Origin of the sequence: Micromonospora sp. NPDC000089 (assembly GCF_042899365.1) — a bacterium.
Lineage (GTDB): Bacteria > Actinomycetota > Actinomycetes > Mycobacteriales > Micromonosporaceae > Micromonospora.
In genome coordinates this window covers 1-20116 of the sequence record NZ_JBIAZT010000015.1, presented here as the reverse complement: position 1 = coordinate 20116, position 20116 = coordinate 1, and the positions used below count along the sequence as shown (strand labels likewise).

Below are 20116 nucleotides of genomic sequence, written 5' to 3'. Positions count from 1 at the left end.
GCCCGGAGCGGCCGGATGCGCGCCCGGCGCCCGGCAGGCACAATGGGACGATCATGCCGACGGATGCCCGGTACCTGCTGGCGGCGGACGACTCCTCCGCGGTCGTCCGGCTGAGCGGGGTGCTCGACGACGCCGCCGCCGACCGGGTCCGGGACGCGCTGCTCGAACGGCTCTGCGACCGGCCCGGCCCGATCGTGGTGGACGTGTCCCGGCTGCGCCCGGCCGGCCCCGCCGCCGGCCGGATGCTGGCGCAGGTGCGGCGCACCGTCGCCGACTGGCCCGCCGCGGACCTGCTGGTGGTCGATCCGGCCGGCGCGCTCACCGGGGTCGGGGCGGACGAGCTGTCGATCCTGCCGGGCACCGAGGAGGCGACCGCCGCGTTGGCACGTACGCCGATGGCGGCGGTGCTCATCGCGGACCTCGCGCCGGCGGTCGGCGCGGCCCGGACGGCCCGCGAGCTGGTGGCCTCCGGTTGCGCCCGGTGGGGCGTGCCGGAGCTGGCCGAGCCGGGCGCGATCGCGGTGACCGAGATGGTGAACAACGTGGTGGCGCACGCCCGGACACCGATGACCGTCCGGCTGGCGCCGCGGGGCTCCGGGCTGCACATCGCGGTTCGCGACCACTCCCCCCGGCAGCCGGCGTACGCCGGGCTGGCCCCGCTGAACTCGGCCGGCGGCCGTGGCCTGCTGTTGATCGACACGGTGGCCCGCCGCTGGGGCAGCACGCCGGTGCCGGACGGCAAGGTGGTCTGGTGCGTGCTGTACGCCGCGGACGAGACCGCCCAATCGGGCTGACTCGTCCCGTTTCCTCCCGATCGCGGGCCCCGGCTCCGGTTACCCCGCCCCGCGCAGTGGGTAGTGCTCAGCCATGCGCGACGACGAGTTCCCGACCCCCGTTTCCGACCCCGAGTCCCTCGGCCTGCCCGACACCGCCGACGACGACTCGACCGCCAACGACGACGTGCTGACCGGCCGCGAGGCCGACGGTCCGGATCCGGCCCAGCTGCCGGGCGACCGGACGCCGGTGGCCGTGGACGACTTCGGCACCACCGCCGACGAGCAGCTCGACGGCGAGTCGCTGGACTACAAGCTCGACCGCGAGCAGTACGAGCGGGCCGCCGACGACCCGCTGGCCGGCCCGGTCGACCCGGAGATCGCGGCCGAGGCGGACAACGAGGAGGCCGCCGCCCAGGCGCAGCTCGACGCCGACGTGCTCGACCCGGGCCCCACCTCGGACCCGAACTCCCCGGTCTCCATCTACGACCACGGTCAGCTCGGCACGGTCGCCGACGCCACCGTCGGCCGGCTGGTCGAGCCGGACGAGGGCGCGCACACCGACGTGGAGACCGACAACGTCGCGTACGACGCGGGCGCGGCCGGCGGCGGGGCCACCGCCGAGGAGCTGGCCATCCACGAGACGGAGCCGCCGGCGGCACGCTGAGCTCAGCCGTCCAGCCCGCGCTCGATCGCGTACCGGGTCAGCTCGACCCGGTTGTGCAGCTGGAGCTTGCCCAGCGTGTTCTGCACGTGGTTCTGCACCGTGCGGTGGGACAGCTCGAGCCGCTCGGCGATCTGCCGGTACGACAGCCCCTTCGCGACCAGACGCAGCACCTCGGTCTCCCGCTCGGTGAGCCGGGGTGCGCCGTCGTTCCGGGCCGGCGCGCCGGGCGCCGGAGCGGCTGCCAGCCGCCGGTACTCGCCGAGCAGCAGCCCGGCCAGGCCCGGCGTGAAGACCGGCTCACCGGCGGCGGTCCGGCGCACCGCGTCCAGGAACTCCGCGGGGGCGGCCGACTTCACCAGGTAGCCGGTGGCGCCGGCCTTCACCGCGTCCAGCACGCCCTGCTGCTCGCCGCTGGCCGACAGCATCAGCACCCGCACCTCGGGCAGCGCCGCGCGCAGGCCGTGGATCACCTCCACCCCGGACACGTCCGGCAGTTGCAGGTCGAGCACCACCACGTCGGGGCGCGCGGCGGCGGCCACCCGGACCGCCTGCCGCCCCTCGCCGCTGGTGGCCACCACCTGGTGGCCGGCCTCGGTGAGATCCCGGGCCACCCCCTCGCGCCACATCGGGTGGTCGTCCACCACCATCACCCGGATCACCGGCCGCTCCTGCCCGGTCACCGCGATCCCTCCCGCCCCGCCGGCCGCGGGCGGGGCACCACCAGCTCGACCTCGGTGCCCTCGCCCGGCGCCGAGACCACCCGGACCCGACCGCCGAGATCGGCGACCCGGCCGCGGATGGACTGGGCGACGCCGAGCCGCCCCTGCCGGGCCGCCTCGGCCAGCCGTCCCGCGGTCATCCCCGGGCCGTCGTCCCGCACCGACACCGTCACCGAGTCCCCCTCGTCCTCCACCAGCACCCAGGCCCGGCCGCCGCCGTGCCGGTCCACGTTGTCCAGCGCCGCCGCCACCGCCGCGGCCAGCTCCCGGGCGGTCCCCGCGGGCAGCGGCACCGGGGTGGCCGGCGCGGAGACCTGCACCCCGGGGCGCGGGGCGAGCAGGGATCGCAGGTCCAGCGTGCCCGCCGCCGGCCCCGGACCGGCCCCGGCGATCAGCGCCCGCAGCGCCGCCTCCTGCTCGCCGGCGAGCCGGGCCAGCTCACCGGCCTCGCCGTCCAGGTCGGCGCCGCGCCGCTGCACCAGCGCCAGCACCTGCAGCACCGAGTCGTGGATACCGCGGGCCAGCCGGTCCCGCTCCCGGGCCGCCGCCTCCAGCTGCACCGCGCGCTGCAGCCGCTCCTCGGCGGTCACCGCCAGTCGCGCCACGTGCCCCACCACCACCCCGGCGAGCAGCAGCAGGATCAGCCCGGTCAGCGAGGAGGTGCCGAGCCGGCCCCGGCTGGCCAGGTCGGCCAGGCCGACCACCAGCGCGGCGATCGCCCCCCGCCGCCGGCCGCCGGAGACCGCCCAGGCCAGCACCGGCCCGCCCTCCCAGACCACCGCCAGGGTCGGCGCCCCGCCGGCCAGCGCCGCCCGGCCGACCACCCAGGGCGTGACGGCGAGCACGGCGAGCACGACGCCCAGGTCGACCAGGAGCAGCGGCCAGCGGCGGGTGGCGGGGCGGGGATAGCCGGCGGCGGTCACCCCGGACCAGGCCAGCATGGCCAGCAGCACCGCCCCGGCGGCGAGCGGGTGAGCGTACCGGCCGGCGTCGCGGACCACCACCAGCCCGACGTACGCCAGGGAGGCGAAGCGGAACACCGCGACCGAGCGCCAGAGCGGCACCTCGAACCCACCCGGCGGCGACGGCATGGCGGTCACCATGCCACAGTCGCCCGGTGGGGCGGGGGTCCGCCGGGTGCGCTCCGGAGAACCCTGACGTACGGTGGAAATGGCGCGAATAACCCCGAGACGCGCTGTCGGGACAGGGCCATGACAAACGCCGAACTGCCAACACCGCGTACGGTTGTGCCCATCGAACCTTCCCTCCTCATCGCCGAGGCCTTCGACCAGGCCCAGGTGACCGAGCTACGGCACTCGGTCACCTCGTGCGCGCACTCCTCGGGGTTGAGGGGCCAACGGCTGGACGACTTCGTGCTCGCGGTCAACGAGCTGATCACCAACGCGGTGCGGCACGGCGGCGGCCGGGGCTGGCTGCGCCTCTGGAACCGGCCCGGGAAGCTGGTCTGCGAGGTCTCCGACCACGGCAACGGGATCAGCACCTCCCGGCTGAGCGACCGGGCCCGACCGGCCCCGGACACCGCCGGCGGCTGGGGCCTCTGGCTGGCCCGGGAGCTCAGCGACGCGATGGAGGTGGACAGCGGCGCGGCCGGCACCACCGTCCGGATCAGCGCGACGGTCCACTGAGCGCGACGATCAGCCGAACAGGGCGCTGACCGACTCGCCGTTGTGGATCCGGCGCATCGCCTCGGCCAGCGCCGGCGCCACCGACAGCACCTCCAGCTTGGGCACCCGCTTCTCCTGCGGGATCGGCACGGTGTTGGTGCAGATGATCTCCAGCACCCCCTCCTCGGCGCTGAGCCGCTCCAGCGCGTCGCCGGAGAAGAGGCCGTGCGTGCAGGCCAGCCGGATCGACCGGACCTCCCGCTTGCGCAGGTGCCCCATCAGCTCGATAACCGTGCTGCCCTTGGCGATCTCGTCGTCCAGCACGATCACGTCCCGGTCGGCGACCTCACCGATCACCGTGCTGATGGTGACCCGGTCGTCGCTGAACCGCTGCTTCGCCCCGGCCGCGACCGGGGTGCCCAGCAACCGGGCGAACGCCGCCGCCTCCTTGGCGTTGCCCAGGTCCGGCGAGACCACCACGGTGTTGCTCAGGTCGTGGCCCCGGAAGTGCCGGGCCAGCTCGCGCAGCGCGTGCAGATGGTCGACCGGGACGCTGAAGAAGCCGTGCACCTGCGGCGAGTGCAGGGTCATCGCCAGCACCCGGTGGGCTCCCGCCGAGGTGAGCAGGTCGGCCACCAGCCGGGCGCCGATCGAGATCCGCGGCGCGTCCTTCTTGTCCGAGCGGGCGTACGCGTAGTGCGGCAGCACCACCGTGATCCGGCCGGCCGACGCGCCCCGGGCGGCGTCGATCATCAGCAGCAGCTCGACCAGGTGCTCCTGCACCGGCGGCACCAGCGGCTGGATCAGGAAGACGTCCCGCTCCCGGCAGTTCGCCCGCAGCTGCACCTCCAGGCAGTCGTTGGCGAACCGGGAGACCCGTACCGGGTGCAGCGGGACGTCGAGGTGGGCACAGATCTCGGCGGCCAGCTCGGGATGGGCGGTTCCGCTGAACACGGCGATGTCGCGCACGGTGCCGATGGTAGGCGAAGCGGCACGGTTCTCGGGGCGCGCCCGGGCCGGGTACGGTGCCGCCATGACCGGAGAGTACGTCGCCGCCATCGACCAGGGCACCACCTCCTCGCGGTGCATCGTCTTCGACCGGGCGGGTGAGATCGTCTCGGTGGCGCAGCGGGAGCACCGGCAGGTCTTTCCCCGGCCCGGCTGGGTGGAGCACGACGCCGAGGAGATCTGGGAGAACGTCCAGCAGGTGGTGCGGGACGCGCTGGCCGACGCCGGCACCGACCCGCGGGGACTGGCCGCGGTCGGCATCACCAACCAGCGGGAGACGACCGTGGTCTGGGACCGCGCCACCGGGCGTCCGGTGGCCCCGGCGATCGTCTGGCAGGACACCCGCACCGGGCCGCTGCTGCGCGAGCTGGCCGAGTCGTACGGCGAGGAGGGGCTGCGCGCCCGCACCGGCCTGACCCTGGCCACCTACTTCGCCGGCCCCAAGCTGCGCTGGCTGCTGGACCACACCGACGGCCTGCGCGAGCGGGCCGAGCGGGGCGAGGTGCTCTTCGGCACCATGGACAGCTGGCTGATCTGGAAGCTGACCGGCCGGCACGTCACCGACGTGACCAACGCCAGCCGCACCATGCTGATGGACCTGGAGACCCTGGACTGGTCCCCCGAGCTGCTCGACGCGCTGCGCGTGCCGGCCGCGATGCTGCCGGAGATCCGCTCCTCGGCCGAGGTCTACGGCACCGCCGGCGGGGTGCTCGACGGGGTGCCGGTGGCCAGCGCGCTCGGCGACCAGCAGGCTGCCCTGTTCGGGCAGACCTGCTTCCGCCCGGGCGAGGCGAAGTGCACCTACGGCACCGGCAGCTTCCTGCTGCTCAACACCGGCGCCAGCCCGGTGGTGTCCCGGCACGGGCTGCTCACCACCGTCGCGTACCGGATCGACGGGCAGCCCGCCGCGTACGCCCTGGAGGGGGCGATCGCGGTCACCGGCTCGCTGGTGCAGTGGCTGCGGGACAATCTCGGGCTGATCGCCAGCGCCGCCGAGGTGGAGGAGCTGGCGGCCACCGTGGACGACAACGGCGGCTGCTACGTCGTACCGGCCTTCTCCGGGTTGTTCGCGCCGCACTGGCGCAGCGACGCCCGGGGGGTGATCGCCGGGCTGACCGGCTACATCACCAAGGGGCACCTGGCCCGCGCGGTGCTGGAGGCGTCCGCCTGGCAGACCCGCGAGGTGGTCGACGCGATGGACGCCGACTCGGACGTGGCGCTGCGCCGGCTGCGGGTGGACGGCGGGATGACCGCGAACGGGCTGCTGATGCAGTTCCTCGCCGACGTGCTGGACGTGCCGGTGGTCCGCTCCCGGATCACCGAGACCACCTGCCTCGGCGCCGCGTACGCCGCCGGCCTGGCGGTCGGCTTCTGGCCGGATCTGGACACCCTGCGGGAGCAGTGGCGCTCCGACGCGCACTGGACGTCCCGGATGGACCCGGAACACCGCGAGCGGGAGCTGCGCCAGTGGCGCAAGGCGGTGGCGCGCACCCTGGACTGGGTGGAGTGACCGGCCCGGGCGTGAGCCGGGCCGGCCCGGTCACGCCCAGCGGTCGCCGGTGAGCCTCTGGTAGACGTCGACGTACCGGGCCCGGGTGGCCTCGACCACCTCGGCCGGCACCTCCGGCGCCGGCGACCGCTTGTCCCAGCCGCTGGCGGTGGCCCAGTCCCGGACGTACTGCTTGTCGTAGGAGAACTGCGTGCGGCCGGGCTGGTACGACTCCGCCGGCCAGTACCGGGACGAGTCCGAGGTGAGCACCTCGTCGCCGAGGACAAGTGTGCCGTCCGGCGCCCAACCCAGCTCGATCTTGGTGTCGGCGACCAGGATGCCCCGGTCCGCGGCGATCTCGGCGCCCCGCCGGTAGACGTCGATGGTGATCCGCCGCAGCCGTTCGGCGGTCTCGGCACCCACCTTGTCCACCACGTCGGCGTAGGTGATCGGCTCGTCGTGCTCGCCCACCGGCGCCTTGGTCGACGGGGTGAAGATCGGCTCCGGCAGGATCGACGCCTCGACCAGGCCGCGCGGCAGCTCGACACCGGACACCGCGCCGGTGCGCTGGTACTCCGTCAGGCCGCCCCCGGTCAGGTAGCCGCGGGCCACGCACTCGACCGGCACCATGTCCAGCCGGCGGCAGCGGATGGCCCGCCCGGCGAACTCGGCCGGCACGTCGGTGGCCGACACGACGTGGTTCGGCACCAGGTCGGCCAGCTGCTCGAACCACCACAGGGACAGGGCGGTGAGCAGCCGGCCCTTGTCCGGGATCGGGGTCGGCAGCACCACGTCGTAGACGGAGATCCGGTCCGACGCGACGAGGATCAGCTCGTCACCGTCCGCGTAGACGTCCCGGACCTTGCCCGAGTGCAGAAGTTCCACGCGCGCTAGTACACCACGCGGCACACCGGGCCCCGGTGGGACCACCGGGCCGTCCCGCCCCGCGCGACCGCGGGTCGCACCGGCCGCCGCGCCGCTCCCGAACGCGGGCCCCCTCCGGTCCCCCCACCGCACCCCGCCCCCCGGGTACGCGGACAGCCGCACGGCCCGGGGCCACGCGGGCGGTGCGGCCCGGCGTTGACACCCGCCCGGGTCGCCTGCGTGAATGGTCCGACCCGTCCGTCGCCCGCTGGAGCGCCCGTTGTCCGCCGCCCGTCCCCCGCTGTCCCGGCCCGTCGACCCGGCCCGGCGGCGGCTGCTCGGCGCCGTGCTGGCCGTCCCGGTGCTGGCCGCCGGTGGGCTCACCGGGTGCAGCGAGGACCGGACGGCGCCGGAAGGCACCGACCCGATCGAGTTGTCCGTCTTCTGGTGGGGCGGCACCCGGCGGGCGCAGGCCACCGAGCGGGCGCTGCGGCTCTACTCCAGCCGTAACCCCCGGGTCCGGTTCCGGATCACCTGGCAGGCCGCCGGCGGCTACTACGACCGGCTCGCCACCCAGGCCGCCGGTGGCAACGTGCCGGACATGTTTCAGCTCGACGACGCGGTGCTCGCCGAGTACGCCCAGCGCGGCATCGCGTTGGACCTCACCGACTTCGTCACCGACGGCCGGCTCGACCTGAGCGGCCTGCCGACCGGGCTGGCCGACTACGGCCGGCTGGACGGCCGCACCTTCGCCGTCGCCGCCGGGCAGACCCACCCGGTGGTGGTCTACAACCGGGATCTGCTGCGCCGGCTGGACGTCCGGGCGCCGGTCACCGGGATGCCCTGGGCGGACTACCTCGACTGGGCGGCCCGGGTGACCCGGGCCAGCCGGGGCCGGGTGGCCGGCACCATGGACCCGTCGGGAGACCAGCGCGCGCTGTGGTTGTGGCTGCGCGGCCTGGGCGCCAAGTTCTACCAGGGGCGCCAGTTGGGCTTCGGTTCCGCCGCGCTGCTGGACTGGTTCGAGACGTGGCAGCAGGCGCGCTCGGAGCGGGCCACCCCGGCTACCGCGCTGGTGGACCGGGCCGACGGCGGCGAGCTGAACCGCCAGCTGGTGGTGACCGGTCACACCGCCGCCTCGTTCGCCTGGTCGCACCAGCTTCCGGAGCTGCAGCGGTACACCGAGGACGAGCTGGCCCTGGCCGGTTTCCCCGGCCCACCGGCCGCCCAGTGGGACCACGCCGCGATGTACTGGGCCGGCTTCCGCGGCACCCGGCACCCGGAGGTGGTGGCCGACGTGATCAGGTTCCTGACCACCGACACCGAGGCGGGCCGGATCCTGGGCACCGAGCGGGGCCTGCCGCCCAGCCTGATCGTGCGGCGGGCGGTCACCCAGACCATCGACGACCCGGTGCTGGCCCGGGTGGTCGCGCTCGGCGAGTCGCTCGCCACCCAGCTGGGCCCGGCGCCGGCGCCCCCGCCGAAGGGCCACGAGCAGGTCCGCAAGCTGCTCGTCGGGGCGGCCCGCAACGTCCGGTCCGGGCGGGCCGGCGCGCGGGCGAGCACCTCGGTGTTCATGGCCCAGGCGCAGGCCGCGCTGGCCCGCTGACCGACACCGGCCGGCGGTCGACGCCGGGGAGTCGGTCGGCGCCGCCCGGCGGGTGCCGGGCGGCGCCGCACGGGTCAGCGCGGCGGGCCGCCGCGTCGGTTACGCATCAGCCGCAGCACCAGCAGGACGATGATCACCACCACCGCAAGGCAGCAGAGCAGGCCGAGGAAGCCCACTCCCCCACCCCGCGAACGCCGCCGCGCCGCCTCCACCACCAGCTCGCCGGTGTCCGTGGACGCCCAGGCCGCCACCGGCACGAAGACCGAGAGCGCGACCGCACCGAGGACCGTGCTGAGCCGGCCCCACCACCTGTTCCAAGAAGACATGACCTCATCCTCGCCGAGCGGGGCAAGTTCGGCGCGCCGGATCGGTCGTGATCGTCCCGGCCCGACGCGTCGGCGTGGCCCGTGAGGGCGCCCCCACCGGCCCGGAAACGGCGCGAGGCCCCGGAGTGAACTCCGGGGCCTCGTCGGCGAGTAGCGGGGACAGGATTTGAACCTGCGACCTCTGGGTTATGAGCCCAGCGAGCTACCGAGCTGCTCCACCCCGCGTCGACTTCGTAAGCCTATCTCATCCTCGCGGCGATGATCAGCCGGGTCGGCCGATCCGGCGAACGGCCAGCTCAGGCGGCCCGTCAGGGGGCACGCTCCGGCCGCCCTACCGCCGCACCGCCGGGGCGGGACTGCGGGCGCGGCGGCCGCGCCCGGCCCGGCCGCCGCGCCCGGAACGAGCAACGGCCCCGAGGATCAGATCCTCGGGGCCGTTCCGTTTCGTAGCGGGGACAGGATTTGAACCTGCGACCTCTGGGTTATGAGCCCAGCGAGCTACCGAGCTGCTCCACCCCGCGTCGGCTCGTTAACCGTAGCCTACCGACCCCCGGACCCGCAAAACGGCACCGCACACCGTTGCTGGCGGACGGCCGGTCGGCAAACCGACGGAGCCCGCGACCGGGACACGGTCGCGGGCTCCGTCGGGAGGACCGAGGATCAGCCGCCGGGCGAGGGCGCCGGCGATCCGGCCGGGCCGCCGCCGGACGTGCCGGTCCCCTGGGCCTGCTGGAACGCGGTGATCGCCTCGTCCAGTGACTTCAGCGCCCGGCCGTACCGCTCGAAGTCGCCGGAGGCCTGTGCGGCCTTGACCTCGGTGATCGCCGACTGGACCCGCTGCGCGGCGGCGGACAGCTCACCCGAGGGTGGGGAGGTGGCCGTCGCGGAGGGCGTCGGCGTGGGCGAGGCTCCGCCGGACGGCGGCGGGTTCGTGCCACCGGACGGCGGCGGTGTCCCCTGGCCGCCCTGCTTGCCCTTCTCGACGAGCTGCTTGATGCCGTCGCTGAGGTTGCCGGCCAGCGCCACGTAGTTGCCCTCGCCGTACGACACCAGCACCTGCTGCAGCAGCGGGAAGGCGTCCTTGTTGTTGCTCTTCACGTAGACCGGCTCGACGTAGAGCATGCCGTTGCCGAAGGGCAACGAGAGCAGGTTGCCGTACTGCACCTGGTTCTGCCCGCCCACGGAGAGCACGTTGAGCCGTTCCCGGATGTCCGGGGCGTTGGTCATCTGCTGGTGCACCTGCACCGGGCCGCCCACCCGGGACTGGTCCGGCAGCTCCAGCACCTCCAGCGTCGGCCGGCCCTCGACGTACGAGCCGGAGATCAGCGCGGCGAGGTTCTGCCGCCCGTTCGGGGTGACCGCCGAGGTGAGCTGGAACCGGGGCTCGTCCTGCCCGGGCATCTGGGTGAACAGGTAGTACGGCGGCTGCTTCTGGCCGCTGTCCGGCGCGTCCGGCGCGTTCGGCACCTGCCAGAAGTCCTGGCCGGAGTAGAAGTCGCCGGGGTCGGTGACGTGGAACTTGGCCAGCAGGTTGCGCTGCACCTTGAACATGTCGGCCGGGTAGCGGAAGTGGTCGGCCAGCTCGGCCGGGATGGCGCTCTTCGGCTGCACCAGGTCACCGCCGAAGGCCTTGTTCCACGCCTTCAGCACCGGGTCGGTGTCGTCGAACTCGTAGAGCCGGACCGTCCCGTCGTACGCGTCCACGGTGGCCTTCACCGAGTTGCGCATGTAGTTGACGTTCTCTCGGGCCAGCTGGAAGGTGCCCCGGTTGGTCAGCTCGTCGGTGGTCTCCTGCTGCAGGTTGACCCGCTCGGCGTACGGGTAGGTCGCCGCCGTGGTGTAGCCGTCGACGATCCACTGGACCCGACCGCCGACCACCGCCGGGTACGGGTCGCCGTCCAGGGTGAGGAACGGCGCGACCTTCTCCACCCGGTCCCGCGGGTTGCGGACGTACAGCAGCTTGGAGTTCTCGTTCACCGCCCCGGAGAGCAGGAAGTTCGACTCCTGCTCCTTGATCGCGAAGAGCAGCCGGCGGGGAAAGGAGCCGATGTCGACGCCACCCTCGCCGGTGTAGGTGTAGTACTGCTCGCCGCCGGTCGACGTGGGGCGGTCGAACTCGACGTTGCGCTCGCCGGTCCGCCCGACGATCGCGTAGTCGTCGGCCCCCATCCGCTCGCCGTAGTAGATCCGCGGCTGCTTGGCCGGGATCTGCTCGGTCTGTGCGGTGCAGCCCTGCGCCTCCTTGGCGGTGTCGCCGAGGAAGCCGGAGACGAAGTACGGCACGCCGTTGCCGCAGACCTGGTTGGCCGGCGCCCCGACCAGCCCGTAGCCGTGGGTGTAGACGGTGTGCCGGTTGATCCAGTTGTTGTTGGGCAGCTCGCCGTAGTTGATCTCGCGGACGCCGACCACGTAGTCGGAGGTCTTGTTCGCCACCGAGTACCGGTCGATGTCCAGCTTCGGGCCGAAGTCGTAGAAGCCGCGGACCTGCTGCAGCTGGGTGTACGTCTCGGAGACCAGCTGCGGGTCGAGCAGCCGGACGTTCGGCACCACCGAGGTGTCGGTGGCCAGGCTCCCCGGCGGGGTGAGGTTGCTCGCCGCGTACCCGGTGGTCTTGGTGCCGGCCAGACTGAACGCGGACCTGGTCGCCTCGATGCTGCGCTGGATGTACGGCGCCTCCTTGTCCCGGGCGCTCGGCTTGACCTCGAAGGTCTGCACCGCCCAGGGGTAGATGCCACCGATCGCGACGGCGGAGACGCCGAGCAGGGCCAGTGCGATGCCCGGCCAGACCAGGTTCCGCATCACCGCGTTGGAGAACACGATGATGGCGATCGCCACCACGATCGAGATGTAGGCCAGGATCTCCTTGGCCGGCAGCAGCGCGTTGACGTCGGCGTAACCGGCGCCGTAGAGCTTCGCGCTCTCGTTGTACTCCAGCAGCATGGCCCGCCGGTCCAGCACGTACGCGACGGCCTTGAGCAGGACGAAGATCGCGACCAGCGTGCTCAGGTGGGCCCGGGCGGCGTTGGTCATCCGGTCGCCGACGCCCTGCAGCCGCACCCCGCCGAACAGGTAGTGCACGGCCAACGCGCCGAGCAGGGCGAGCACCACGGCGGTGAAGCCGACCCCGAGCAGGTAGCGCCAGAACGGCAGCTGGAAGACGTAGAAGCCGACGTCGACGCCGAACTCCGGGTCCTTCACCCCGAAGTCGCCGCCGTTGCGGAACAGCAGCCACTGGGTCCAGTGGTTCTGCGCCGACAGGCCGGCGAAGAGGCCGAGGACCGCGGCGGTGACCCCGATCCAGGTGCCGATCCGGGGGATGAGCAGCATCCGGTAGCGCTCGAGGGTGGCCTGTTCCAGTGAGTGCGGCCGCAGCGCCGGGCGCAGCCGGTAGGCCAGCCACAGGTTCAGGCCGACGAAGGCCGCCATCCCGAGGCCGACGGCGAGGAAGAGCAGCAACCGGGTGACCAGCACCCCGGTGAAGACCTCGGTGTACCGGACCTCGGAGAACCAGAGCCAGTCGGTCCACGCCTGCACACCCCAGCCCAGCAGGATGAACAGCACGAACACCCCGACCAGGACCCCGATGGTGACGCGCCCGCGCCGGCTCATCCTCGGCAGGGGGCTGCTACGCATGGCCACTGTTCAGCTCCGCACACTCGGTGTGATCCGCTCCGGACAGGAGCCCAGAGTACGGGGTGTTCCTGAACGTGTCGGGGCACGGTCGCGCGGCGTTCCCGCCCAGACCGGCGGCCGGCTCGCCGGTCCGGTGGACCGGGTACCGGGCGGTCGTCGTCCGGTCCGGCTCAGCAGCGGGTCGGCTGCCCGCCGGAGCGCAGCGTGGCGAGCGCGGTCAGCGCGTCGTCCAGCGAGCCGACCCGCAGCAGCGGCAGGTCGGGCTGCGGGTTGCGGACCGCCTCGGCGCAGTTGTCCGCTGGCACCAGGAAGACCTTCGCGCCGGCGTCCTTCGCCCCGACCAGCTTCTGGGCGATCCCGCCGATCGGGCCGACCCGGCCCTCGTCGTCGATGGTGCCGGTGCCGGCGATCACCCTGCCACCGGTCAGGTCGGCCGGTTCCAGCTTGTCGACGATGCCGAGGGCGAACATCAGGCCGGCGCTCGGGCCGCCGATGTCGGCCAGGTCGATCTTCAGCGTGAACGGATGCGGCTGGCGCTGCTCGGGCACCAGCCCGATCCGCGGCCGGCCGTCCTGCTCCCGGGTGGTCACGGTGGCCGTGCCGGAGACGCCGTCGCGCAGGTACCCGATCCGCAGCGCGGTGCCGGCCGGCTTGGCCCGGACCAGCTCGACCAGCCTGGTCGCCGTGGTGACGGCGGTCCCGTCCACCGTGGTGATCACGTCGCCGGGCTTGAGCAGGCCGTTCGCCGGGCCGTCGGTGGCGACCTCCTTGGCCACCACCTGCACCGGGTAGCCCAGCTTCACCAGCGCGGCGGTCTCGGCGCTGGTCTGCGAGTTCTGGAAGTCCTCGGCGTTGCGCTTCTCGACCTCCTGCTGGCTCTCCCCCGGCGGGTAGACCAGCTCGCGCGGCACCACCGCCTCGTCCGGGGAGAGCCAACCGGCGAGCGCGGCGCGCAGCTTGACCGTGGGCTGCACCCCCACGGTGGTCATCCGCAGCTGACCGGCGGAGGTGCTCGTCGCCCGGCCGGTGACCTGGATGACCTCCTTGCCGTCGGAGGTGCCGAGGGTGTTCACCGTCGGGCCGGGGCCGAGCACCACGTACGGGATGGGCGCGCCGAGCACGCCGATGCTCAGCACGAGGGTGAGCAGAGCACCGAGGAGGACGGTCACGCCGCGACGTCTCATGCGGCAGAGCGTACCGACCGGGTGGGGAGGGTACGGCCGGCCGACCGCGACTTCGCCCTCAGCGCAACGCCAGCGGCGGCCACCAGGGGCGCAGCCCGCGTACCGTAGACGTCGTGCCTGATATTCCGTTCGGTTTCGCGCTTCCGGGTGGGCAACCACCAGACCCCAACGATCCCGCGCAGATGCAGCAGTTCATGTCGCAGTTGCAGCACCTGCTCTCCGCGCCGGGCAGCGGGCCGGTGAACTGGGACCTGGCCCGGCAGGTGGCCGCCAGTCAGCTGGCCGCCACGGGCGACCCGATGCCGTCGCCGTACGAGCGGCACGCGGTGGAGGAGGCGCTGCGCCTGGCCGACCTGTGGCTGGAGCCGGTGTCAGCCTGGCCGACCGGCATCCGCACCTCGATCGCGTGGAACCGCAACGAGTGGATCTACAAGACGCTGGACGTCTGGCGCAAGCTCTGCGACCCGGTGGCCAGCCGGATGGTCGGCGCGATGGGCGACCTGGTCCCGCCGGAGGCGCGCGCCCAGCTCGGCCCGATGCAGTCGATGGTCGCCACCCTGGGCGGCGCGCTCTTCGGCGGCCAGCTCGGTCAGGCGCTCGGTCAGCTCGCCGCGGAGGTGCTCTCCGCCGGTGACATCGGCCTGCCGCTCGGCCCGGCCGGCACCGCCGCGCTGGTCCCGGCCAACATCCGGGCGTACGGCCAGGGCCTGGAGCTGCCCGAGGACGAGGTACGCCTCTACGTCGCCCTGCGCGAGGCCGCCCACCAGCGTCTGTTCGAGCACGTCCCGTGGCTGCGCGGGCACGTGCTGACCGCGGTGGAGAACTACGCCTCGGGCATCCGGGTCAACCGGGAGGCGATCGAGGAGGCGATGGGCCGGGTCGACCCGACCGACCCGGAGTCGATGCAGGCGATCGCCCTGGAGGGCATCTTCACGCCGGAGGACACCCCGGCGCAGAAGGCCTCGTTGGCCCGACTGGAGACGGTGCTCGCGCTGGTCGAGGGCTGGGTCTGCCACGTGGTGGACAACGCCGCCGGCGAGCGGCTGCCCAACGTGGTGAGCCTCGGTGAGGCGTTCCGGCGCCGCCGGGCGGCCGGCGGGCCGGCCGAGCAGACCTTCGCCGCGCTGGTGGGGCTGGAGCTGCGGCCGCGCCGGCTGCGCGAGGCGTCCGCGCTGTGGGCGGCGCTGACCGAGCACCGGGGCATCGCCGGGCGGGACGCGGTCTGGGGCCACCCCGACCTGCTCCCCTCGGACGAGGACTTCGCCGACCCGGTGGCCTTCGCCACCGTCCGGGCGGATCTCGACGACGAGCTGGCCACGTTCGACTTCACCGCTCCCGGCGCCCCCGAGGAGCAGGCCCCCGGCGAGACCCCGCGCACCGACAGGGACGAGCCGGGCGACACCCCCGACAAGCCCTGACGCCCGCCGCCGGCCTGCCACGTTGATCGTCTGAGCCTCAGCCACCCGACACGCCGTGTCGCTTGCGGCTGAGGCATAGACGATCACGCGGCCCCGCGCGGGGTGGGTCAGGTGGGGCGGCCGGTGAGCAGGGCGCGGGTCGCCTCCCAGCCCTCCACGGCCGGGTCCAGCGCGGCCAGGTCGGCCGGGCCGCGCAGCCGGTGCCAGCCGGCGGTCACCGCCACGTCCCCCGGTGCGGGCGCCGCCCGGCGGACGTCCGCGGGCACGGTGGCCTCCAGGTCCACCGGCGGCAGCCAGCCGGGTACGGGCAGTCGGGCGGCCGCGCCGAGCAGGCCGGGGCGGTCGCCCTCGACCGGCGCGAGCGCGACGGGCCGGCTGGTCAGCGGGCGGAGCAGCTTGCCGAGGGTGAGGCCGGGCAGGTCCGGGGCGTCGGCGACGACGACGGCGGCCTGGTCGTACCCGGTGAGGCCGGCCAGCACGGCGTTCACGGTCGGCTCGGCCACCTCGTGCACGATGGTGCCCGGCCAGACCACCGCGTCGGCGAGCCAGCGATCGGCCGGGGTCACCGCGACGGCGGTCTCGACCTCCTGGAGGGTGGCCAGCAGATCGACGGTGTCCTCGGCCAGCGCGGTACGCCAGGACACCGGATCGACGCCGGGCGGCGACCAGGTCACCGGCCCGAGCAACGCCACCACCACACGTCGGGTCACCCTGGCGACCCTAGTGCGCCGGGACTCCTCCCGCCCGATCCGCCCGATCCGCCGGCTCTCGGCGGCGACCCGTGCCGCGGTGAGCCGCCCGGCCCCGTCGGCCCGTGGCAAGTGTGGGCCGGCCGGGCGGCGGTCAGCCGGCGACCGGTACGGCGGAGGCGGCGGCCACGCCCTCCAGGTAGCCGCGGGCGCGCTCGGTCTTCGGGTACCGCCCCACCAGCGCCCAGAAAGCGGAGTTGTGGCTGGGCACGATGAGGTGGGCCAACTCGTGCAGCAGCACGTAGTCGAGCACCCAGTCGGGCATGTCCTGCAGCCGGTGCGAGATCCGGATGGTCCGGTCGGCCGGGGTGCAGGAACCCCAGCGGCCGTTCTGGTTGTTGACCCAGCGGACGCTGCTCGGCATCGCCCTGGCGCCCTGGTCGGCGAGGTGCAGGTCGATCAGGCGCGACGCCCGGTCGAGCAGTTCGGCGTCGGAGCGGGCGAGCCGCCCCTCGCGCGCGGCGAGCCGGGCGAGCATCCGGTCGACCCACTCGCTCTCCTCCGCGCGGGAGAACTGGTCCGGGATGAGCACCACGACCCGCTCGCCGTCGCGGTAGGCGGACACCGTGCGTCGCCGACGCTGACTGCGCCGCACCTCGACGACCGGCTTCCGCGTCGCCGCCATCAGCGGGCCGCGCAGCCGTGCATTCCTGTCACGAAGGAAAGCTAATGCGTACTGACCAGGGGTCCGCAAGGGTCAACACCGCGACACGCGCCCAGAATATGGTGATTGGTTGCGTAGCGTCCCGAAAAAATCTGCGGGTGACCAAGAACCACCGGTCCGGTCACCCTTCGTGGCCGCCCACGGGCGGTCCCGCGCCGGCCCGGCCACCGGTAGGTGATCATCGCGGGTGACCCCCGCTCGGGGTCGGTTGAACGGGTTTACCCGGCGTGTCCCCGGCAAACTTACTAATCCCACGCTTTCCGGGATGCACACTCTCGACGTCGACTTGCTCACAGTGTCGATGCACAGCTGACATGGAACCGCCCAGAGCTGGGTAGGGTCCGCCAACCGGTGGTCACGTGGGTGGCCGCCGAGAAGGACCCGGCGCCGCCGCCTGACTGGCGCGCCGCCGGGGCACCCCGTCGGGCCGGCAGGCCGGGCGGACGAGACGAGGAGGCTACCGTGGCCGACCAGGCCCAGACCTACAACGGTTACTGCGTGAAGTGCAAGGAGAAGCGGGACTTCGAGGGCCACGTCGAGGTCTCGAAGACCGGGATGAACATGGCCAAGGGCAAGTGTCCGGTATGCGGCACAACAGTGAACCGCATCCTGGGCAAGGCCAAGGTCTGACCCGTACGGATCTGGGGGAGGGGTGGCCACCGCGCCGCCCCTCCCCCGCTCCGTTTCCGGGCCGCCGGCACTGTCGGTTGCGCGACACCGGCTACCGGGCGGTTGTGGATAACTCGCGGTTTCCTGTGGACAACGCTGGACAGGCCGCCGCGCACCTGTGGACAACGATCGACGGACAGCGCGGACTCGGTCACGATTCGTCGTCATGAGCCGCCCGACGACGTCTCCCGCCGCGCTCCCCCGACCCACCCTGCTCCCCGGGCTGGCCCGCCTCTGGCGGGACCGGCACACCCTGCAGCTCGGCCTGGAACCGGGCCGCGCCGTCCTGCTGGAGGTGGCCGATCCCCGGGCCGCCCGGCTGCTCGACCTGCTCGACGGCAGTCGCAGCGAACGGCGGGTGCTGGCCGACGCGGCCCGCGCCGAGGTACGCCCCGAGCAGGCCCGCGGCCTGCTCGACACGCTGCGGGACGCCGGCCTGGTGGTACCAGCGCACGCCCTGCTCCCGCGCGACCTGACCGGCCCGGCCCGGGCCCGACTGGCCGCCGAGGCCGGGGCGCTCGCCCTGAAGGGGGCCGCGTTGCCCGGCACCCCGGCCCAGGTGCTGCGCCGCCGGCGGGCCGCCCGGGTGGCGGTGACCGGCGCGGGCCGGCTCGGCGCCCCGGTCGCGGTCGCGCTCGCCCAGTCCGGGGTGGGGCACGTGGCACCGGACCTGACCGGCCAGGTCCGGGCGTCGGACCTGATCGGCACCGGTCTCGGGGCGGCCGACGTCGGGCAGCCGCTGGCCGCCGCCGTCCGGGCCGCGATCGACCGGGCCGTGCCGGGCACCCAGACCGGTCCGCTGCGGCGGAAGCGGGCGGACCTGGTGCTCCACCTGGGTACGGACCGGCCACCGGCCCTGATCGCCGCCGGCTACGCCCAGCGCCGGCAACCGCACCTGCTGCTCGCGCTGCGCGAGGGCGTACCGGTGATCGGGCCGTTGGTCCGGCCGCCCGTCGGCCCGTGCCTGCACTGCCTGCACCTGCACCGCACCGACCGTGACCCGGCGTGGCCGGCGCTCGCCGCCCAGCTCGCGGCGGACCCCGCCGACCAGGCCTGCGCGGCCGCCACCCTGCTGGCCGCCGTCGGCTACTCGGTCGCCGAGGCGCTGGCCCAGCTCGACGGCGGCACCCCGGAGACGCTCGGCTGCGCGGTGGAGGTCGGCGCTGCCAGCCGGCTGCGGCGCCGGGTCTGGCCGCCCCACCCGTCCTGCGCCTGCGGCGGACGGCGGCGGTGAGGCACCGAAGTCGGTAACAATGGCCGGGTGACCGACATCCCGCGCCGGGCCGCGTCCCGGACCGCCAAGCTCGCCGCCCTGCCGCTCGGCTTCGCCGGGCGGACCGTCCTCGGCATGGGAAAGCGCGTCACCGGGCTCGCCTCCGACGTCATCGCCGCCGAGATCCAGCAGCGCACCGCCGAGCAGCTGTTCAGCGTCCTCGGGCAGCTCAAGGGCGGTGCGATGAAGTTCGGCCAGGCGCTGTCCGTGTTCGAGGCGGCGCTGCCCGACGAGATCGCCGCGCCCTACCGGCAGGCGTTGACCAAGCTCCAGGAGGCGGCGCCGCCGCTGCCGGTGGCGAGCGTGCACAAGGTGCTCGCCGAGCAGCTCGGTCCCGCCTGGCGGGACCGGTTCGTGGAGTTCGACGACAGTCCGGCCGCCGCGGCGAGCATCGGCCAGGTGCATCGGGCGATCTGGCGGGACCCGGAGACCGGCGCCGGCCGCGCGGTGGCCGTCAAGATCCAGTATCCGGGGGCCGGCGACGCCCTGCTCGCCGACCTGAAGCAGCTGTCCCGGCTGGCCGGGATGTTCCGCGCCATCCAACCCGGCCTGGACGTCAAGCCGTTGCTGGCCGAGCTGCGGGAGCGGATCACCGAGGAGCTGGACTACGAGCTGGAGGCCGAGTCGCAGCGCGCCTTCGGGGCCGCGTACGCCGACGACCCGGAGATCTACATCCCGGCGGTGTTCTCCTCCTCGCCCCGGGTGCTGGTGACCGAGTGGATCGAGGGAACGCCGCTGGCGGACATCATCCGGGACGGCACCGAGCAGCAGCGCGACCGGGCCGGTCGACTGATGGCCGTGCTGCACCTGTCGGCGCCGCCCCGGGCCGGCCTGCTACACGCCGACCCGCACCCGGGCAACTTCCGGCTGTTGCCGGACGGCCGGCTCGGCGTGATCGACTTCGGGGCGGTGGCCCGGATGCCGGAGGGCACCCCCGAGCCGATCGGACGGATCGCCGGCCTCGCGCTGCGCGGCGACGCGGACGCGGTGGTGGCCGGGCTGCGTGAGGAGGGCTTCGTCGCCGCCGGGGAGCAGATCGACGCCCCGGCGGTGCTGGACTTCCTCCGGCCGATGCTGGAACCGATCTCCACCGAGGAGTTCCGGTTCAGCCGGGCCTGGCTGCGCGCCGAGGCGGCCCGGCTGGCCAATCCGAAGTCGCCGACCTACCAGCTCAGCCGGAAGCTCAACCTGCCGCCGTCGTACCTGATGATCCACCGGGTGACGCTGGGCTCGATCGGGGTGCTCTGCCAGCTCGAGGCGAAGGCGCCGTACCGGACGATCCTGGAGCGCTGGCTGCCAGGCTTCGCGCCGGTGGCCTGACGACGCGACGCCGCGGGGGGGGGGGGGCGGGGTGGGGGGGGCCCCCCCCCCCGGGGGGGGGGGGGGGGTGGGGGGGGCCCCCCCGGGGGCCCCCCCCCCCGGGGGGGCCCGGCGCCCCCCGCGGGG

General features: G+C 74.1%; 18 protein-coding genes and 2 tRNA genes. 9 read left to right on the top strand and 11 right to left on the bottom strand.

Translation table 11 applies throughout. From position 1 onward, the window contains the following. The first annotated feature begins 53 nt into the window (after nt 1–53). Together ACFY3U_RS22890 and ACFY3U_RS22885 are read left to right on the top strand one after the other, a co-directional pair. A complete protein-coding gene (locus tag ACFY3U_RS22890) occupies nt 54–794 on the top strand; it encodes an ATP-binding protein (RefSeq protein WP_387205157.1) in 741 nt (246 codons plus the stop codon). 73 nt (nt 795–867) lie between these two features. Next, nucleotides 868–1440, top strand: a complete 573-nt coding sequence (locus tag ACFY3U_RS22885) for a DUF5709 domain-containing protein (protein ID WP_387205154.1) — start codon at nt 868–870, stop codon at nt 1438–1440. Between the two features lie 2 nt (nt 1441–1442). On the opposite strand, the gene ACFY3U_RS22880 is transcribed toward ACFY3U_RS22885, so the two are convergent. Both ACFY3U_RS22880 and macS read right to left on the bottom strand, forming a co-directional pair. Further along, nucleotides 1443–2087: a response regulator gene (locus tag ACFY3U_RS22880; RefSeq protein WP_387205332.1), complete on the bottom strand. Its 645-nt coding sequence runs from the start codon at nt 2085–2087 to the stop codon at nt 1443–1445. Between the two features lie 29 nt (nt 2088–2116). Further along, the gene (macS, locus tag ACFY3U_RS22875) at nt 2117–3250 is read right to left on the bottom strand and encodes a MacS family sensor histidine kinase (RefSeq protein ID WP_387205151.1); all 1134 of its coding nucleotides are present in this window, start codon (nt 3248–3250) and stop codon (nt 2117–2119) included. Between the two features lie 120 nt (nt 3251–3370). Between macS and ACFY3U_RS22870 the strand changes: the two genes are divergently transcribed. Next, on the top strand, nt 3371–3805 hold the full coding sequence (locus ACFY3U_RS22870) for an ATP-binding protein (protein ID WP_387205148.1): 435 nt from the start codon (nt 3371–3373) through the stop codon (nt 3803–3805). A 9-nt stretch (nt 3806–3814) separates the two neighbouring features. Here ACFY3U_RS22870 and ACFY3U_RS22865 read toward each other — a convergent pair whose 3' ends face one another. After that, nucleotides 3815–4753: a ribose-phosphate diphosphokinase gene (locus tag ACFY3U_RS22865; RefSeq protein WP_387205145.1), complete on the bottom strand. Its 939-nt coding sequence runs from the start codon at nt 4751–4753 to the stop codon at nt 3815–3817. 64 nt (nt 4754–4817) lie between these two features. Between ACFY3U_RS22865 and glpK the strand changes: the two genes are divergently transcribed. Further along, on the top strand, nt 4818–6302 hold the full coding sequence (gene glpK, locus ACFY3U_RS22860; RefSeq protein ID WP_387205142.1) for a glycerol kinase GlpK: 1485 nt from the start codon (nt 4818–4820) through the stop codon (nt 6300–6302). A gap of 30 nt (nt 6303–6332) precedes the next feature. Here the strand turns inward: glpK and ACFY3U_RS22855 are convergent, their stop codons facing one another. Next, nucleotides 6333–7166 carry a phosphoribosylaminoimidazolesuccinocarboxamide synthase gene (locus ACFY3U_RS22855; RefSeq protein WP_387205139.1) on the bottom strand — a complete coding sequence of 278 codons (834 nt, stop codon included), beginning with the start codon at nt 7164–7166 and terminating at the stop codon, nt 6333–6335. A 223-nt stretch (nt 7167–7389) separates the two neighbouring features. Here ACFY3U_RS22855 and ACFY3U_RS22850 point away from each other — a divergent pair, with 223 nt between their 5' ends. After that, nucleotides 7390–8754 carry an ABC transporter substrate-binding protein gene (locus tag ACFY3U_RS22850; RefSeq protein ID WP_387205136.1) on the top strand — a complete coding sequence of 455 codons (1365 nt, stop codon included), beginning with the start codon at nt 7390–7392 and terminating at the stop codon, nt 8752–8754. A 74-nt stretch (nt 8755–8828) separates the two neighbouring features. Here ACFY3U_RS22850 and ACFY3U_RS22845 read toward each other — a convergent pair whose 3' ends face one another. The 5 genes from ACFY3U_RS22845 to ACFY3U_RS22825 all read right to left on the bottom strand — a co-directional run bounded on the left by ACFY3U_RS22845 (nt 8829) and on the right by ACFY3U_RS22825 (nt 13897). Continuing rightward, nucleotides 8829–9080 (bottom strand): hypothetical protein, encoded by a 252-nt coding sequence (locus ACFY3U_RS22845; protein WP_387205132.1) that lies wholly within the window; start codon nt 9078–9080, stop codon nt 8829–8831. A 151-nt stretch (nt 9081–9231) separates the two neighbouring features. Further along, nucleotides 9232–9305: transfer RNA gene (locus ACFY3U_RS22840), tRNA-Met, on the bottom strand. Between the two features lie 222 nt (nt 9306–9527). Further along, nucleotides 9528–9601: transfer RNA gene (locus ACFY3U_RS22835), tRNA-Met, on the bottom strand. A 139-nt stretch (nt 9602–9740) separates the two neighbouring features. After that, nucleotides 9741–12713 carry a UPF0182 family protein gene (locus ACFY3U_RS22830; protein ID WP_387205129.1) on the bottom strand — a complete coding sequence of 991 codons (2973 nt, stop codon included), beginning with the start codon at nt 12711–12713 and terminating at the stop codon, nt 9741–9743. A gap of 170 nt (nt 12714–12883) precedes the next feature. Further along, nucleotides 12884–13897, bottom strand: a complete 1014-nt coding sequence (locus ACFY3U_RS22825) for a PDZ domain-containing protein (RefSeq protein ID WP_387205125.1) — start codon at nt 13895–13897, stop codon at nt 12884–12886. Nucleotides 13898–14010: 113 nt separating this feature from the next. On the opposite strand from ACFY3U_RS22825, the gene ACFY3U_RS22820 reads away from it, so the two are divergent. Further along, on the top strand, nt 14011–15315 hold the full coding sequence (locus tag ACFY3U_RS22820; RefSeq protein WP_387205122.1) for a zinc-dependent metalloprotease: 1305 nt from the start codon (nt 14011–14013) through the stop codon (nt 15313–15315). A 107-nt stretch (nt 15316–15422) separates the two neighbouring features. Here ACFY3U_RS22820 and ACFY3U_RS22815 read toward each other — a convergent pair whose 3' ends face one another. Both ACFY3U_RS22815 and ACFY3U_RS22810 read right to left on the bottom strand, forming a co-directional pair. Further along, nucleotides 15423–16025: a hypothetical protein gene (locus tag ACFY3U_RS22815; RefSeq protein ID WP_387205119.1), complete on the bottom strand. Its 603-nt coding sequence runs from the start codon at nt 16023–16025 to the stop codon at nt 15423–15425. Between the two features lie 133 nt (nt 16026–16158). Beyond that, nucleotides 16159–16689 (bottom strand): M48 family metallopeptidase, encoded by a 531-nt coding sequence (locus tag ACFY3U_RS22810; RefSeq protein WP_387205116.1) that lies wholly within the window; start codon nt 16687–16689, stop codon nt 16159–16161. A gap of 501 nt (nt 16690–17190) precedes the next feature. Between ACFY3U_RS22810 and ACFY3U_RS22805 the strand changes: the two genes are divergently transcribed. From ACFY3U_RS22805 to ACFY3U_RS22795, 3 genes are all read left to right on the top strand, one after another. Next, complete coding sequence (locus ACFY3U_RS22805) at nt 17191–17358, top strand: DUF5679 domain-containing protein (protein ID WP_007464795.1); 168 nt, start codon at nt 17191–17193, stop codon at nt 17356–17358. Nucleotides 17359–17563: 205 nt separating this feature from the next. Next, a complete protein-coding gene (locus tag ACFY3U_RS22800) occupies nt 17564–18631 on the top strand; it encodes a hypothetical protein (protein ID WP_387205113.1) in 1068 nt (355 codons plus the stop codon). A 27-nt stretch (nt 18632–18658) separates the two neighbouring features. Continuing rightward, nucleotides 18659–19990, top strand: coding sequence for an ABC1 kinase family protein (locus tag ACFY3U_RS22795; protein WP_387205111.1), 1332 nt, complete (start codon nt 18659–18661; stop codon nt 19988–19990). Nucleotides 19991–20116 lie beyond the last annotated feature (126 nt).

Excerpts from the sequence above, each read along its gene's own strand:
- ACFY3U_RS22890 (WP_387205157.1), top strand. The coding sequence starts at position 54 with ATGCCGACGGATGCCCGGTACCTGCTGGCGGCGGACGACTCCTCCGCG.
- ACFY3U_RS22885 (WP_387205154.1), top strand. The coding sequence starts at position 868 with ATGCGCGACGACGAGTTCCCGACCCCCGTTTCCGACCCCGAGTCCCTC.
- ACFY3U_RS22880 (WP_387205332.1), bottom strand. The coding sequence starts at position 2,087 with ATGGTGGTGGACGACCACCCGATGTGGCGCGAGGGGGTGGCCCGGGAT.
- macS (WP_387205151.1), bottom strand. The coding sequence starts at position 3,250 with ATGCCGTCGCCGCCGGGTGGGTTCGAGGTGCCGCTCTGGCGCTCGGTC.
- ACFY3U_RS22870 (WP_387205148.1), top strand. The coding sequence starts at position 3,371 with ATGACAAACGCCGAACTGCCAACACCGCGTACGGTTGTGCCCATCGAA.
- glpK (WP_387205142.1), top strand. The coding sequence starts at position 4,818 with ATGACCGGAGAGTACGTCGCCGCCATCGACCAGGGCACCACCTCCTCG.
- ACFY3U_RS22850 (WP_387205136.1), top strand. The coding sequence starts at position 7,390 with ATGGTCCGACCCGTCCGTCGCCCGCTGGAGCGCCCGTTGTCCGCCGCC.
- ACFY3U_RS22845 (WP_387205132.1), bottom strand. The coding sequence starts at position 9,080 with ATGTCTTCTTGGAACAGGTGGTGGGGCCGGCTCAGCACGGTCCTCGGT.
- ACFY3U_RS22830 (WP_387205129.1), bottom strand. The coding sequence starts at position 12,713 with ATGCGTAGCAGCCCCCTGCCGAGGATGAGCCGGCGCGGGCGCGTCACC.
- ACFY3U_RS22825 (WP_387205125.1), bottom strand. The coding sequence starts at position 13,897 with ATGAGACGTCGCGGCGTGACCGTCCTCCTCGGTGCTCTGCTCACCCTC.
- ACFY3U_RS22810 (WP_387205116.1), bottom strand. The coding sequence starts at position 16,689 with ATGGCGGCGACGCGGAAGCCGGTCGTCGAGGTGCGGCGCAGTCAGCGT.
- ACFY3U_RS22800 (WP_387205113.1), top strand. The coding sequence starts at position 17,564 with ATGAGCCGCCCGACGACGTCTCCCGCCGCGCTCCCCCGACCCACCCTG.